The organism is Arthrobacter sp. SO5 (genome assembly GCF_020532805.1).
Taxonomy (GTDB): domain Bacteria; phylum Actinomycetota; class Actinomycetes; order Actinomycetales; family Micrococcaceae; genus Arthrobacter.
The window spans coordinates 55328-69831 of record NZ_MQTQ01000039.1; the positions used below are offsets into that span (position 1 = coordinate 55328).

The 14504-nt window shown below is 62.2% G+C and carries 13 protein-coding genes; 3 read left to right on the forward strand and 10 right to left on the reverse strand.

The window, feature by feature from the left end; all coding sequences use genetic code 11:
* Positions 1 to 41 precede the first annotated feature (41 nt).
* The gene (locus BJG92_RS07040; protein ID WP_232083312.1) at positions 42 to 1145 is read right to left on the reverse strand and encodes a substrate-binding domain-containing protein; all 1104 of its coding nucleotides are present in this window, start codon (positions 1143 to 1145) and stop codon (positions 42 to 44) included.
* A 241-nt stretch (positions 1146 to 1386) separates the two neighbouring features.
* Here BJG92_RS07040 and BJG92_RS07045 point away from each other — a divergent pair, with 241 nt between their 5' ends.
* Positions 1387 to 3342 carry a DUF6541 family protein gene (locus tag BJG92_RS07045; protein ID WP_269461803.1) on the forward strand — a complete coding sequence of 652 codons (1956 nt, stop codon included), beginning with the start codon at positions 1387 to 1389 and terminating at the stop codon, positions 3340 to 3342.
* On the opposite strand, the gene BJG92_RS07050 is transcribed toward BJG92_RS07045, so the two are convergent.
* From BJG92_RS07050 to BJG92_RS07065, 4 genes are all read right to left on the reverse strand, one after another.
* Positions 3339 to 4616 carry a lipopolysaccharide biosynthesis protein gene (locus BJG92_RS07050; protein ID WP_232083314.1) on the reverse strand — a complete coding sequence of 426 codons (1278 nt, stop codon included), beginning with the start codon at positions 4614 to 4616 and terminating at the stop codon, positions 3339 to 3341. The genes BJG92_RS07045 and BJG92_RS07050 overlap by 4 nt on opposite strands.
* A gap of 39 nt (positions 4617 to 4655) precedes the next feature.
* Positions 4656 to 5705 carry a hypothetical protein gene (locus BJG92_RS07055; protein ID WP_232083315.1) on the reverse strand — a complete coding sequence of 350 codons (1050 nt, stop codon included), beginning with the start codon at positions 5703 to 5705 and terminating at the stop codon, positions 4656 to 4658.
* Positions 5706 to 5751: 46 nt separating this feature from the next.
* Positions 5752 to 6684, reverse strand: coding sequence for a glycosyltransferase (locus BJG92_RS07060; RefSeq protein ID WP_232083316.1), 933 nt, complete (start codon positions 6682 to 6684; stop codon positions 5752 to 5754).
* A gap of 65 nt (positions 6685 to 6749) precedes the next feature.
* Entirely contained in the window at positions 6750 to 7463 is a 714-nt protein-coding gene (locus BJG92_RS07065; RefSeq protein WP_232083317.1) for a glycosyltransferase, read from the reverse strand.
* 260 nt (positions 7464 to 7723) lie between these two features.
* On the opposite strand from BJG92_RS07065, the gene BJG92_RS07070 reads away from it, so the two are divergent.
* Entirely contained in the window at positions 7724 to 8605 is an 882-nt protein-coding gene (locus tag BJG92_RS07070) for a glycosyltransferase (RefSeq protein ID WP_232083318.1), read from the forward strand.
* Between the two features lie 76 nt (positions 8606 to 8681).
* Here the strand turns inward: BJG92_RS07070 and BJG92_RS07075 are convergent, their stop codons facing one another.
* The 4 genes from BJG92_RS07075 to rfbB are packed head-to-tail and all read right to left on the reverse strand — an operon-like array spanning position 8682 to position 12264.
* A complete protein-coding gene (locus BJG92_RS07075) occupies positions 8682 to 9089 on the reverse strand; it encodes a DUF2304 domain-containing protein (protein ID WP_232083319.1) in 408 nt (135 codons plus the stop codon).
* 8 nt (positions 9090 to 9097) lie between these two features.
* Positions 9098 to 9844 carry a glycosyltransferase family 2 protein gene (locus BJG92_RS07080; protein WP_232083320.1) on the reverse strand — a complete coding sequence of 249 codons (747 nt, stop codon included), beginning with the start codon at positions 9842 to 9844 and terminating at the stop codon, positions 9098 to 9100.
* Positions 9841 to 11262 (reverse strand): bifunctional dTDP-4-dehydrorhamnose 3,5-epimerase family protein/NAD(P)-dependent oxidoreductase, encoded by a 1422-nt coding sequence (locus BJG92_RS07085; protein ID WP_232083321.1) that lies wholly within the window; start codon positions 11260 to 11262, stop codon positions 9841 to 9843. The genes BJG92_RS07080 and BJG92_RS07085 overlap by 4 nt, the downstream gene beginning before the upstream one ends.
* 3 nt (positions 11263 to 11265) lie before the next feature.
* A complete protein-coding gene (gene rfbB / locus BJG92_RS07090) occupies positions 11266 to 12264 on the reverse strand; it encodes a dTDP-glucose 4,6-dehydratase (RefSeq protein WP_232083322.1) in 999 nt (332 codons plus the stop codon).
* 55 nt (positions 12265 to 12319) lie between these two features.
* On the opposite strand from rfbB, the gene rfbA reads away from it, so the two are divergent.
* Positions 12320 to 13189, forward strand: a complete 870-nt coding sequence (rfbA, locus tag BJG92_RS07095) for a glucose-1-phosphate thymidylyltransferase RfbA (protein ID WP_232083323.1) — start codon at positions 12320 to 12322, stop codon at positions 13187 to 13189.
* Between the two features lie 74 nt (positions 13190 to 13263).
* Here rfbA and BJG92_RS07100 read toward each other — a convergent pair.
* A partial coding sequence (locus BJG92_RS07100) for a DUF2142 domain-containing protein (protein WP_232083324.1) occupies positions 13264 to 14504 on the reverse strand: 1241 nt, incomplete at its 5' end.

The following is a 14504-nucleotide window of genomic DNA, read 5'->3' on the forward strand; positions in this document are numbered from 1 at the left end:
AGTTCTGTCCTGGTTGTGTATGTAAACCGTCGCCATTGCCGCTACCTTTTGTCCGAAGTGATGGCCCGGACCTGCTTCAGGGCCGCCGCGGTTGTCGGTTCGCTTGGCGGCAATGAGCTGGAGTAGACAACGGCATCCCGCTGGCCCTGTCTGCTCAGGACAGACTCGCCCCACGATCGAACAAGGCTAGCCGTGGCATCGTTGCCGTACCGGGTGCAGAAGTATTGGTTCTCAAGCACGGCCAGGGCATACCCCTTGCTGCCGTCGAGTCGCTGCTCCACGACGCGGGGGACGGACTGCACGGTCTCTCCCGCGGCAATCGCCGCCATCGTGGACTCATTTCCGAAATCCTGATAAACGCCGCCGAACTGAAGGCGGGCCACGGAAAACCGCGAACCGATTATGGCTGTATCGAGGACCGTGATTGCCCCTTGAGTGTCATCGACCTTGCGGGCTACGTCGGTGACTTTGTCCTCGTTGGCCCTGACCGTACCGCTGGGCCATTCACTTCCGCTGGAATCAGGCCACGAACCCGGCGCCTCGGTGGCCAGGTATTTGTTAACAGCGCGCGTCACGTCCGAGGGTGACTTCTCAAGAATGGGGACCACGTCAATGGAGGGAAGGGGCACTCCCGGATTGGCCGCCGCAAGCTCAGGATCGTTCCATTTCGTGATCTTTCCCTGCAGGATGCCTGAGAGAAGGGATCCATTAAGTTGCAGGGACCGGATCTCACCTAAGTTGAATGCAACTCCGACGGGCACGACGGCGACGGGCACGGAAATGAGTCCATCGCGGCCGCAGGCCGACTGCCCGTTGGACGCCGTGCTGGAGTCGAGCGCCACATCTCCGGCGGCGAAGTAGGAGAGCCCGTTCGTCAGTGCTGTCTTGCCGACCTCCGCGCCGTCCGGGGAATAAGCGATTGACACGCCAGAGTGAGCGTTCTTCCAGCTCTTCGCCCAGGCGGCGACCGCGCCCTGCTGCGAAACTGTACCGATGCCGATCAGGGCGCCTTGAACAGTTCCGGCTGGTGTTTGCCCTGCGCACGCGGAGAGAACGATGGCCAGCCCACTCGCCGCGGATAGAGCCCGGAGACGCGAAGCTCGCGAAGGACGGGAGGAGGAGGTACAGGAATTTCGCACGCTCATAGCCTACTTGGCTGAATGCGGCTCGTCTGACTCCCCGCGCGCTTCACGTCAGGTTTAGACAAGCCAAACCGCAATCCGGGCTCTACCTGCCGCACGACAATCTCCGCTGTCGCGTAGAATATGCAAGGCTGGAACGCGTGAGGCGGTTGGCACACTGATGCCTTGATCTGATGAAGGTGGAGCTGCTGGCCGCTCCCGGAAGGTTTGAATGTCCTGGTGGTCTGTGGTTCCGGAATTCATCATGGCAGTCGTGATCCTCTTCGGGCCAGGTCTGCTGATCGGAGTTTCGGCAGGTCTGGGGCGATTCGCTCTGGCGGCCCTGGCTCCGGGATTTTCCGTCACTGTCATTGCCGTGTCGGCCGTTCTGGCTGATTTCGCCGGAATCCCATGGTCGATCTGGCCGGTCGTGCTGGGCACGTTCCTGTGTGTGGTGGGAGTCTTGTTGATCTGCCGCGGGTGGCTCGAGAATCGGCCTCCGGGATTCCGACGGAGTCGCGCGGACGTGCGGCTTTGGCCGGTCAAGTGGAGTGTCACACTCTCGGTGGCCGCCGCGGTCGGCTTGGCCGCTGTGACTGTCGGTTCACGGCTTGTCGGAGCTTTTGGCGCGCCGGAGGCGTTCTCGCAGACTTTCGATAATGTTTTCCATCTCAACGCCATCCGCTACATTTTGGACACCGGCTCTGGCTCTGCGCTCACTGTTGGCGCCATGACGGGCGGAGGGTTCTACCCGACGGCCTGGCACGATATTGCGTCCCTGACGGTCCAACTGACGGGCCTGCCAATCCCCGTTGCCGTCAACCTAGTGAATGTCTGTATCGGTGCGCTCGTTTGGCCGCTGTCCTGCATCTTCCTCGCACGTGTCGTCCTGGGGCCGACACTGGCCGCAACGTGGGTTGCAGCTGTGCTTTCGGCGGCGTTCGGCGCGTTCCCGCTCCTGATGGTGGATTTTGGCGTGCTCTATCCGAATTTCCTGGGTATAAGCATCCTCCCGGCTGCGTTCGCGTTGGGCCTGCAGGCGTTGGGCCTCGGTACAGCGCCGGGGGAAGGCAGGGCGCTGTCCCTGATCTCGCTAGTCCTGACGCTTCCTGGACTCGCCCTGGCCCACCCGAGTTCCATCATGGCGCTCCTCGCGTTCCTCGCCCCGGCAGCGTTATTCCGGTGGTGGTTGTCTCTCCGTGCGGGCGTACGCCGGCGCGGGGTCTCCTTTGGTTCGGTGGGCATCCACGCTTTTGTGTTGTTGGGCTCCGGGTTCGTCGCCCTCGTTCTTTGGATGACGGTCCGACCGCCGAAGGAAGCCGCTTTCTGGCCTGCCGTCGAGGGCCCCTACCATGCCATCTTCGAAGTGATCACGAGTTCGGCGATTGGCCGTCCGATCTCGTTGGCCGTCATGTTTCTGGCCCTGGCTGGACTGGTGTACCTCTTGCGCAAACCGGGCATGTGGTGGCTGCTGGGAGTCTACGCTGTCGCGGGGCTGCTTTTCGTTGTGGCGGCGTCGTTCCGGTCCGGACGGATCCGGGACTTCGTCACTGGTATCTGGTATAACGATCCGCCACGGCTTGCCGCTCTGCTGCCTGTGGCCATTCTGCCGGTGGCCGTTGTGGGAGGCGTTGAACTCTGGAAGTGGGGCAGAAAGCAAGCCTTGCGGACTGCTGGGCAGTGGCCACCCGGCCGCCGACGTCTATTCCTTCACGGCGGGGGAGTCGGACTGATCGCTTTGCTCCTTGTCACCACCCAGCAGGGCAATGTCGACGTTGCGCAAACCGCTGCCGCCAGAATGTACCGTGTGGAAGCCTCGTCGCCCCTCGTCAGTTCCGATGAGCTGGCACTGCTGGGACGATTGGACAGTCACGTCCCGCCCGGGGCGGTCATCGTTGGGAACCCGTGGAACGGCAGTTCGCTAGCCTACGCCCTTGCGGACCGGAGGTCCCTCCAGCTCCACATCCTCGGGGAAGTTCCGCCCGGTGCCCAGCTGCTATACGACCGGCTGCGGGACGCGACGACCGATCCAGCCGTGTGCGACGTCGTCAGGGAGCTCAAGGTTGGCTACGTCCTTGATTTTGGCCACGACGAGGTCAACTTTGGGGATGAACGGGGGGATGTTTTTACCGGTCTGGACGATCTGGCCGGCAGCGGCGCAGCCGAGCTGATCGATTCCCAGGGAACCGCCCGGCTGTTCCGGATCACGGCCTGCGGCTAGGAGTCGGATTCGGATTTAGCGGATTCTCGTCTGGCCGCTGGAGCGGCTGCGTTCCGCCGGATGCTGCGGGAGAAATAGACCAGTGCGACACACTGGACGGCGCAAACAACAAACTCGCCAATGGCCAAGCCAAGCGCGCCGCCTGCTCCCTGCATGAAGGTGCTGAGGAAGAGCATCGCTGGCAAGCCTATCGCCGCGCCCGCTACGGTGCTCCAGAACACGGCCCTGATACGTCCTGCCGGCACCAACCAGTGCGATCCCGTGGAGGTGTTGATGGAGACGAAGAGGAATGCCAAGCCAAACCAGAAACACGTTGCGCCGTCTGCGGCCAGCGGCTGGCCGAAGAGCAATTGCGTGACCCAGGGCCCCAGGAGGGTGAAACCCGCGAGGCCCGCGAGTCCCAGTACAGTGTGGCTGAGCAGGGAAAACTTCCGCCTTTTGAGGTGATCCCCGTCGATTTCCGCCACCCACCCCTGAAGGCTGCTCCCCAAGGCACCCACGGCCATGAGACCGATGCGGAAAAGCTTCTCGGCGGACACGAATACTGAGAGGCCTGACGGCAACGCCGCAGCCGCTACGACAAGAACCGGAGTGGCCGAGTATGCGGCGGCGGCCATTGTGGTTCCGGACGCGGCTCGTAGAGCCCAGATTTCCTTGAGGACGGGAAGGGCATGGAGCTGGGCATAATCGTGGCGCTTGCTGTATCGGCGGGTGAAAAAGAACGTCCCGAGCAGTCCGCCGGCCAGGATTGCGGCTGGATAAAGGATGATCAGTCCCGTGGCCAAAAGAACGGGGATGCAGGCGACGGTGGAAATGATCCTGGGCAGGACATCGTAGCGGGCGATCTTGCCGGGCTCCCCGGTGGCAATGCAGTACCACGCCGGCGACAAACCCGCGGCCGCTTGTGCCCCGGCCATCAGGAAAGTCACCCAAAAGTTCCCGGCGCCGCCGTAGAGGGCGGCGATGCCAGCCAGGACCGGGAGGCAGAGGGAAAACGCCACGAGTCGTGTCATCAAACTGATGGCATAGAGGCGCCGGCGGAGCTCGGGGTCGCTGGTCCCGGCCACGCGGGCCGGCCCCGACAACGTCCAGCCCAGGCCTACGAGAATCGCGGCTAGGGAACCGACGGCTTGTCCGACGGCAAGCGCGTTCCATGTGCCCTCGCCGCCGACCCGGGCGATGTAGGGCAGGAGCAGGAAAGGCGCGAGCGAAGACAGAAGGGGAAGGCCCGCGAAGGCGGAGATCCGCTTGGCCATGTCACGGGAGTTGCTCAACGAATCACGCTCCGTCCCGGGTACGTAGGGTGTATCACCCTACGCATCTAGGTAATCGTAGGCATCTTTGCCGAACCGCTGTTCGATGAAGATGTCCGACACTTCGCGTTTGAAGCGTTTTTTCTCGCTCAGGATCGCCGCCCGGTACGAATCCTGTTTAGCGATTTCCCGGGGGAGGTCCGCCATCAGCTGCGGCAGGAGGGCAGCGGAGGACGACACTTCTGCGGGCCCGGGGGTGATCTTGTGTTCCCACGGAATCGGCACATCCGCGTAGAAGGCGCCGGAGCCTCTCCGACCGACCACCGTGAGTGCGCCCGACAGTGCAGCCTCACGCGGCATCCGGTCCTTGCCGGGGTGAAAGCCGAGGTCAAGGTAGATCCCGCACTCTCCCAGTGTCGCCGTGACTTCGGTGCGGGTCATGCCTTGAATGGGGCGCCATTCAATGGATGGGTCGCAGACTTTCATGACCTCGCGGATAATCTCCCCGCCCTTGACCGGGTTGAAAGTCACCAGGCGGTGGTTCCTGACACCATTCTCGCCTCCGGACAGGAACTCTGCGCTCGGCGTGTAGTCGGAAAGAAGGGAGGGCACGACGTTGAGGTGGGAGAAGAGGAATGCCCAAGCGTACGAGGACTGCACCGCATGAATAATGCGGCTCCGCTTGATGCTGCGCGGATCAACGCGGTTTTTCACGGCGCTCAACCGCGGAACCAGTGTCTCCTTGAGCGAGGACCATGGCCCGGCCGTCGACCTCAACGCGGTGCGGCCTGCAACGAAGGTGGGTGAATAGTCGATGCTGAGCCACCAGCAGATCGGAGTGGCGCGCTTGTAGGCATGCAAATCGGCCACATAGACCTCAGGAACGACCACAACGTTGCCTTCGGCGTCCACAGGAGCAGGCGCCTCCGGTGCGTTGTAGATCTCGAACTGCTCCGCACGGGGGGTTGCTGCAGTAGCGGGGTGTGGCACGAGGTAGGCGTCCTCGCCGAGTTCACGGAGCATGTCCACAAGCTGGTGGAGCGCTTCGGGCCCTCCCGTGCGCAGCCCGCGGGGGTAGACGACATAGATCTTGCGTGAATTCTCAGACATCAACAGAACTTTCGGGTTGGGGGGAGCGGGCCGGCGGCAGTGATGCTCAGCGCAGCCGGGCGGCCAGCTGTTCGTCAATCTTTCCCAAACGGCCGCGCATGGCATCGCGGATACCACTGAGGGTGGCAAGAGCGTGTTTGCGACGGTTTGGGCCGTAAACGAGGCGCACAACGTGGCTCTGGAGCTCCATACCCATGCGCCGGATGACCCATAGCGGCTGCTGCCTGAAGTACTTGCGGGCCATGACCAAGGAATTTCTGGTGATGTAGTAGACCCGGAAGGGCGCATGGTAGTGGACAAAGAGTCTCTTCTGCCCGAGGCGGGCGTGCCAGCCAAGTACTCGCAACGGGCGGGCGTCGCCCAGGGAGTGTTCCAGGTTGCAACCGGGGCCAGCAATTGCCCGGAGGCCGGCGTTGCGGACCCGGGCATTAAACTCCGAATCGACGCAGTCGATGAAAAGGGCCTCGTCGAGGTATCCAACACGGTCGAACACCGTGGCGCGGATCAGGGTACCCGACTGCATCGGGTCGAAGACCTCGGCCTCCGTATCTGCGTTTAATACGGGGAGGGGCATGCCGTTGTGCAACTGCGCGCAGACCATCGCGATGGTTTCGGGATTCCTCGACATCTTTTCGGCATCCAGCGCTTGCCCGATGTAATCCCCGCTGAATCGTGAATCCTGGTCCATCGTGACCACCCACTCGGGAGACCAGCGTGTGCGTGCGGCCTGAATGCCAGTATTGAGGGCTGCCGCGATTCCGGAGTTCACCCCTAGGGAAATAACCACAGCACCCAGAGCTTTCATCTGGCTCAATACGGCCGTGACGTCCGCGCTTGACCCGTCGTTGACGACGACCACATGCGGCACGTAGCGCAGAAGCCAACGAACGTTCTCGACGGCGGCGGCCGCGGGGTTAAAGACTGAGACGACCGCTGCCACGCTTCCGAATTGGCGGGGGGTGATCGGGGCTTCCGTCATAGTTGTGGGGTCCATTTCCGTGGCCTTGAGGGATGGTTCGTCTAGCTTGCCGCTTGGTTCGACGCTCACAGTGCGGCCGCGTTCCGGGCGCGGCGCCACGCGACAGCGATGTTCTTCGATAAGGCGATCCGGGCTTTCAGGATCTTGGGCAGGCCCCGCATGCCTGCGGGCGTGAGATTCTTCCCATGAAGGCGGTGCAGGATCGTGTTCGCTTCGAGGTAGGTGATGGATCGGTTCATGTTTCCAACAAGGGCGATCCACTGATCGTGGGATTCGGTCATGTGCGGCGGAAACGGCAGGATTTGCCTAAGCAGGTCCCGGTGGAAGGCCATGGCACACCCCCAGTGCAGCCGGTAGCCCACGAGAATTCCGACGATGTTGCGTACCGTGTGCGTGGAATCCTCGGCGCGCAGGCGGATCTCGTGAAAGCGCCCGACGGGACCTTCAATATGCTCGCAGTTACTGACGACCATCTGGCATCCCCCAAGCGCTGCGATCATGAGTTCAACGCGGCCCGGGATCCAAATGTCGTCCTGATCCGAGAGGAAGACGTATTCGCCGCGGGCTACGCCCAGCGCGCGCTCGAAGGTGCGGACGTAGCCCGCGTTGGTTGCAGCCTCGATCAGACGGATGCGGGGGTCCTCGATGGCCCTGATGATTTTCGCGGTAGTGTCGATGGACGCGTCGTTGACAACCACAAGCTCATCGTGGACGCCCAACTCCGCAAGGATGGAGTCAATCTGCTCTTCGATATGAAGGGAGCCGTTGTATGCAGCCATGCAAACAGAGATGCGGGGCACAACGGTGGAGGGGGCATCCATGCGGTTGGAAGTCGCTTTCTTTTGCCTTGGGAGGCGTCGGGCCGGCTCTGACCAAACACCCACCAGTCTAGCAAGTTGCCGCTGCGGACCGGTTCGGCCACGTCTGCCCATATAATCAGAAGGCCCCGCGGAGTGACATATGAATCCGCGCGCATATCTGTGAGAACAGCCAAATTTAGACACCAGTGGCCAAACCCACCGGAAGGAACCAAAGGTCCATGACCGTTGATGTGATGTTGCCCTACTACGGCGATGTAGACCAGATGAAACTGGCAGCCCAAAGCGTCATGAGCCAGCAGTATCAGGACTGGCGGCTCGTGGTCATCGACGATGGCTATCCCGACCCCGAACCTGCGCGGTGGTTCGCTTCCATCGAGGATCCCCGGGTGACGTACCAGCGGAACGAAGAGAACCTCGGCGCCAACGGCAACTACCGAAAAGCACTCGGCCTCGTCGAGGCACCGTACGTCGTGATCATGGGCGCCGACGACGTTATGCTGCCCAACTATCTGGAGGTCGTCGTCAGCGCCTTCGCGGCGTACCCCGCCGCGGACGTTGTACAGCCGGGCGTGCAAGTCATTGACGAGAAAGGCATTGCATGCACTCCTCTGGTGGATGCGGTCAAGAAAATCTACGCACCCAGGACGAGCGAACGAATCGAGCTCAAGGGCGAGGCGATGGCCACCAGCCTCGTGCGCGCGGACTGGGCGTACTTCCCCTCCCTGACATGGCGCTCCGAAACAATCACCCGCATCGGCTTCACCGAAGGACTGGACGTCGTTCAGGACCTGGCTCTTTTGCTGGACATCGCTGCGGAGCATGGCTCGATGGTGGTCGACCCCGTTTTGGCTTTCCTGTACCGCCGCCATTCCGCGTCCGACTCGTCCGTCCGGGCACTCGACGGCCGCCGCTTTGACGAGGAGCGTCGTTTCTTTGCGCAACAGGCTGAGCGTTTCGCCGGCCTTGGCTGGAACCGGGCGGCCAGGGCTGCCCGTTTCCACACCACGTCTAGGCTCAACGCAGCATCGATGGTTTTGAAATCCGTGACCAAGGGCCGCGTGGACTCCCTGCCGCGTCTCATGAAGCACATCGTGACCTAGAGAAAGCTCCCTGCCTGCCTGAAACGACGGTGGGTGGTACGCCATAGCGTGCCACCCACCGTTTTTCTGTTTAGCCCTATTTGTCGCCGACTGGGCTGCCGTTCGCCACAGGGTTCTGGGCGGGACGCCGGGATTTTGGAATCCTGAGAGCCTGGAGGTCCTGAAGGTCCGAGCGCAGGATGGCAACTTCCTCGGCAAGGATGCGCACCTCGTCCTCTGCTTGGGACTGCTCGTGGGACAAGTGGAGGCAGACGCCCACCAGGAGAATCAGGGTCATGATGAACAAGAGGTTCGCCGGGATCTGGATACCAACAAAGCTGCTGGCTTTGTCAAGTAGTTGGGGAAAGATCGACAATATAAGCGTGCCGATGCCCACGATTATCCAGAGGACCGCATACTTTTCCCGCAGCTTCTGCCTGCGCAGCATCTCAAACACGTAGATGAGGATCGCCACGACGACGATCAGGCCCATTATGAGTGCCATGTGAAATCCTAGTTGGTAGAAGGGGTTGACCGCTTACGGGTCAACGCGAAGAGCAGGGCAAGGCCCGAGCGGCCCAGATACATCGCTGCCTTTACCGGGTCGTGGCTGGGCTGTCCGCCTTGGCGTTCGCGCATGGAGACGGGTATCTGCCGGACTGTGCACCCGGATCTGACCGCGACGACGAGGGAATCGATGGTGTCACCGAGATATTCCGCGGGGTAGTGGTCCACATACTGCCGGATTGCCTTTTCATTCGCGGCGCGGAAGCCGGATGTGACGTCCGTCAGACGGGTGCCGGCGATTCGGGACAGGCTCCAGGCCAGGACTCTCATTGCCCACTTCCTTGGGCCGCGTACATCATACGTGCCCTTATCTGCAAAGCGGGCGCCGATGGCAATGTCGGCGTCACGCAGCCCATCGAGGACGGATTTGATGTCCCGGGGATCGTGTTGGCCGTCGGCGTCGACCTGGATTACTTGGGTATAGCCGTGTGATTTGGCGTACTTGAAGCCGGTCCGCATGGCGCCGCCGACGCCCATGTTGAAGGGGAGCCTGAGCACGCGAGCGCCAGCTTTTCCTGCCAGCGCGGCGGTGTTGTCGCGCGACCCGTCGTCGATCACGAGGACATCGCACTCCGGCCCATACTCGAAAACCTCCCGCACGGTGGAGCCGATCACCTCGGCCTCGTTCCAGGCGGGCATGATAACGAGAGTCTCGTGCTTTCTCGCCGAGCTGATGTCAGATGGCTGGGTCATGACCTTGTCCGATTGTCGAGGTAGTCCCGGAGTCTCCCCGGGGAGGCAGCAGGCACGAAACCGGCCGCCCGCAGTTTATCAAGGACCAGCGTGCTGTTCATGGGACGCGGGGCGGCGTCCTTCCCCTTGAAGTATTCGCTGGTGCTCACGCCTTTAACGCCGTCCCGGGAGCCGGTGACGAGTTCGTAGACGTCCCCTGCAATGTCAGCCCAGGTCTGTGGCTCGCCTTCATTGCTGAGGTTGTAGGTGCCATAGGGAGCCCCACTTTGGAGCAAGTGGCGGATTCCAGCGGCGATATCTTCGGTGAAGCTCAGCCGGCCGGTCTGGTCGTTGACAACCGATGGGGCGATTCCTCGTTCAGCCAGCGAAGCCATGGTGTTGACGAAGTTGTTGCCCTCGCCGATCACCCAGCTGGTGCGCACGATGTAGTGGCTCGGAACTACGCTGACGACGGCGTCGCCGGCGGCCTTGGTCTGCCCGTACACCCCCAGCGGGGAGAACGGTTCGTCCTCGGTGAGGATCTCACGGGTGCCGTCGAAGACGTAGTCCGAGGAGACGTGCACGAGCGTGAGGTCGTGGTCGACGGCGGTCCGGGCCAGCCGGGCGACGGCCGTGACGTTGACGGCCCAAGCGGCAGCCCTGCCGTCGGGTGTCTCGGCCGTATCAACAGCCGTGTACGCGGCGGCGTTGATGATCGTGGAGTAGTTCCTCCAGTTCCGGGTGGTGAAGCAGTCCTCGTTACCCAGGTCAAACTCGGCCCGGCCGGCGAACTCGACGGAGCTGTCGCCGTCGTACAGTTTCCGCAGCGCCTTGCCGAGCTGGCCGTCGGCGCCGACGACGAGGATTTTCTTCGGTGGCATCGGCACGACGTCCGCGAGCCGCGGATGGGCCTTGTCCTTGTCGGACAACTCGGCCTGCTCCAGGGGAACGGGCCAGCCGATCGCAGCGGTCTCGTCGGCGAGATTCAGGAACGTGTACTGCCCCTGGGCATCGGCGGACCAGTGGTCGTTGACGAGGTAGGTGTAGGCGGTGTTGTCCTCCAGTGTCTGGAAGGCGTTGCCTACGCCCCGCGGGATGAAAATGGCCTGGCTGGCATCGAGTTCGGCGGTGAAGACCGCACCGAACGAGGGCCCCGCGCGCAGGTCGACCCACGCGCCGAAGATCCTGCCGGAGGCCACGGAGATGAACTTATCCCAGGGCTCGGCATGGATGCCGCGGGTAGTGCCGGCCTTTTCGTTGAACGAAATGTTGTTCTGCACCGGCCGGAAGTCCGGCAGCCCGAGTGCCACCATCTTTTCCCGCTGCCAGTTCTCCTTGAACCAGCCCCGGTTGTCACCGTGGACCGGAAGGTCATAGAGCACGACGCCGGGAATCGGCGTTTCACGTGCGGTGAGCTTTTTCGAGAACTCGATCGACATGCTCTACTGGCCTTGTTCTGTGTACTTGGCTTCGGTCGTGGCCTTCTGCGGGCGCCACCAGTCCTCGTTGTCCCGGTACCAGGCGATGGTGTCCTGGATGCCGGCGTCGAAGTTGGAGAAACGCGGCTCCCATCCGAGTTCGGTGCGGAGCTTGGTGGATTCGATTGCGTAGCGAAGGTCGTGGCCGGGCCGGTCCACCACGTGATCGTAGGCATCCGGGGCCTGGCCCATGTGCTTGAGGATCAGCTCGACGACGTCCTTGTTGTTCTTCTCGCCGTCGGCGCCGATGAGGTAAGTTTCGCCGATCCGGCCCTTGGCGATGATTGCCAGGACAGCGGAGGAGTGGTCGTTGGCGTGGATCCAGTCGCGGACGTTCTCACCCTTGCCGTACAGCTTGGGGCGGATCCCGTCGATCACGTTGGTGATCTGGCGCGGAATGAACTTCTCCACGTGCTGGTACGGGCCGTAGTTGTTCGAGCAGTTGCTGATGGTCGCCTGCAGCCCGAAGGACCGCACCCATGCCCGGACCAGCAGGTCCGAGCCCGCCTTGGTGGAGGAATACGGGCTGGAGGGGTTGTACGGGGTGCACTCGGTGAACCGCTCCGGATCGTCCAACTCGAGGTCGCCGTAGACCTCGTCCGTGGAGATGTGGTGGAAACGCTTGTTGTGCTTCCGGGCGGCCTCGATCAGCGTGTACGTCCCGATGATGTTGGTGTCCAGGAACGGGCGCGGATCGTGCAGAGAGTTGTCGTTGTGGGACTCAGCCGCGTAGTGGACGACTACGTCGCAGTCCGCAACCAGTCCGTCGACCAGGGCCGCGTCGCAGATGTCTCCCTGGACGAACCGGAAGCGCTCCGCCGGAAGGCCCTTCAGCGACTCCACGTTGCCGGCGTAGGTGAGTTTGTCCAGGACCGTCACGTGGTCGTCGGTGTTCTCAAGAACGTAGTGGACAAAGTTGGAACCGATGAAGCCGGCGCCGCCGGTTACGAGAAGTCGCTGCATAGTCCTCTACGTTACCGGATTTGCCGCTGCACTTAGTGAACGGGATGATAGGGGGATGCGCGGAATAATCCTTGCCGGCGGTACCGGCTCCAGACTCCACCCCATCACGTTGGGCGTGAGTAAGCAGCTCGTCCCGGTTTACGACAAGCCGATGATCTACTATCCGCTCTCGACGCTAATCCTTGCAGGTATCCGGGACATTCTAATTATTACCACCCCGCAGGACGCCGCACAGTTTCAACGGCTGCTGGGAGACGGTTCCCAGTTCGGCGTCAGTCTCAGCTACGTACAGCAGCCGTCACCGGACGGACTCGCGCAGGCGTTCATCCTAGGTGCCGAGCACATCGGGGATGAGCCGGTGGCTCTGGTCCTGGGCGACAACATCTTCTACGGCCCCGGTATGGGAACCCAGCTGCGGCGCTTCGAAAATATCGATGGCGGCGCCGTCTTCGGTTACTGGGTTGCGGATCCAAAGGCCTATGGCGTTGTGGAATTCGACAAATCCGGCAAGGCCATCTCGTTGGAAGAAAAACCCGAAAAGCCTAAGAGCCACTATGCCGTTCCGGGACTCTACTTCTACGACAATGAGGTCGTGGACGTCGCAAAGAACCTCAAGCCTTCCCCGAGGGGTGAGCTGGAAATCACGGACGTTAATCGCGTGTACTTGGAACGTGGCAAGCTTCAGGTGGAGATTTTGCCCCGCGGGACTGCATGGCTGGACACCGGTACGTTCAATGACCTGAACGATGCCTCCAATTTCGTTCGCACCACCGAGAACCGTCAGGGCCTCAAGATCGGGGCGCCGGAAGAGATCGCCTGGCGCTTGGGATTCCTAAACGATGACGAACTGCGCGTTCGCGCGGAAGGCCTCGTCAAGAGCGGGTACGGCGCTTACCTCCTGAGCCTGCTGGAGTTCGGACGTTAGCAGCGTCCATCTTCAGCTGGAATAGTGAAAGGGGCGCATCGTACGATGCGCCCCTTTCCGTGCCCCGGAGCCGGCTACGCCGGCACCGCTGCCCCTTGCCGAGTCGGCGTTTGCGTCGATCCTGCCGGGTGAGTGATTCCTGGATTCGATTGCTGGGCAGGATCAGTCACGGCGGGAACGGGCTGCGGCTGATCCTGCGGTCCTGCGTGGCCGTCGATCCTCTTGCTCGGCTTGAACAGCTGTCGGTACACGAGAGCAGCCCCAATGCATAGGGTCGCGAAATAAAGCGCTGTTAGTACCTGCCACGTGAGCGGCGGCTGCCACATGGGATCGCCCATCTCACTCCAGTTTGTGTGATTCGGCACCAGGCCCACGGTGAAGCGCCGCAGCGCATAGAGGAAAACATAGAGGTGCGCCGCGACGGTGACTCCGAGAACCCATCGTCCTATGGATCGGATGGCAGAAGAGTGGCGGAACGGGAGTGCGCGCATTGCCACCCCGGCTATGGTGACCACTAGGACGACCAGCGCCAGCAGGTATCGGCTTTGCCAGATGTAGCCCAACTCCTCAACTACCTGGGACTGCAGGATCGGAGGCAAGATGATGACCGCTACGAGCACCAGAAGTATTGCCAACCGGGCGCGGCCGGGGGCGAACGCCAGACCGCCGAGAAGGATGGCTGCGAAGGCAAAGTGCCAGAATATTTGTACGCCCTGCGGGGCCGGGGTGTCGAGCCAGCCGAACAGGCCGATGTAGCCGTTGACGTAATCGAAGGTGCGGTCGAGCATCGTGGCAAATGCTTGGTCCGGCGTCGTCGCGCTGGGCGTTCCTCCGAGGCTCTTGAAGCTGTCGGCAAGCACCAGCCAAGCCAGGCCGGCAGCGCAGCCTAGACCCGTCAGCAAAGTCATGGCGATCCCCAGTTTGCTCCGCACTACGGCAACGAGGGGTCGCCAGCCGAAGATGATCCCGGCCGCTATGAATGCCGCGGCAAGCCAGATCAAAGACAGGGCACGGGTATTGGCCAGCACGGCCCCCGAAATTCCGACAGCTACCATCTGGGCCCGCACCGCGGCAAGGGACTCGAAGTTGTCAAAGACCACACAGAGGTTCAGGAAGAACGCTGCCGTTGTGACAATCTCGAGAGAATTGGGATTGATCGATCCGCTGAGGAAGAGAACCATCGGCGTGAGAGCAACAGCTGAAGCGATGACGGGCCACTCGCGGCGCCGCAGGCGGGTTGCTGCGACGAACGCCATGGCAATGAAGACGGCCGACATGAGTCCGCTGGCGATGCGCATGGCGTAGAGCGCAGGCG

Coding starts and splice junctions, on each gene's coding strand:
- BJG92_RS07045 (WP_269461803.1), top strand. CDS start 1,387: ATGGCAGTCGTGATCCTCTTCGGGCCAGGTCTGCTGATCGGAGTTTCG.
- BJG92_RS07055 (WP_232083315.1), bottom strand. CDS start 5,705: ATGTCTGAGAATTCACGCAAGATCTATGTCGTCTACCCCCGCGGGCTG.
- BJG92_RS07040 (WP_232083312.1), bottom strand. CDS start 1,145: ATGAGCGTGCGAAATTCCTGTACCTCCTCCTCCCGTCCTTCGCGAGCT.
- BJG92_RS07070 (WP_232083318.1), top strand. CDS start 7,724: ATGACCGTTGATGTGATGTTGCCCTACTACGGCGATGTAGACCAGATG.
- BJG92_RS07080 (WP_232083320.1), bottom strand. CDS start 9,844: ATGACCCAGCCATCTGACATCAGCTCGGCGAGAAAGCACGAGACTCTC.
- BJG92_RS07060 (WP_232083316.1), bottom strand. CDS start 6,684: ATGACGGAAGCCCCGATCACCCCCCGCCAATTCGGAAGCGTGGCAGCG.
- BJG92_RS07085 (WP_232083321.1), bottom strand. CDS start 11,262: ATGTCGATCGAGTTCTCGAAAAAGCTCACCGCACGTGAAACGCCGATT.
- BJG92_RS07065 (WP_232083317.1), bottom strand. CDS start 7,463: ATGGCTGCATACAACGGCTCCCTTCATATCGAAGAGCAGATTGACTCC.
- rfbA (WP_232083323.1), top strand. CDS start 12,320: ATGCGCGGAATAATCCTTGCCGGCGGTACCGGCTCCAGACTCCACCCC.
- BJG92_RS07075 (WP_232083319.1), bottom strand. CDS start 9,089: ATGGCACTCATAATGGGCCTGATCGTCGTCGTGGCGATCCTCATCTAC.
- rfbB (WP_232083322.1), bottom strand. CDS start 12,264: ATGCAGCGACTTCTCGTAACCGGCGGCGCCGGCTTCATCGGTTCCAAC.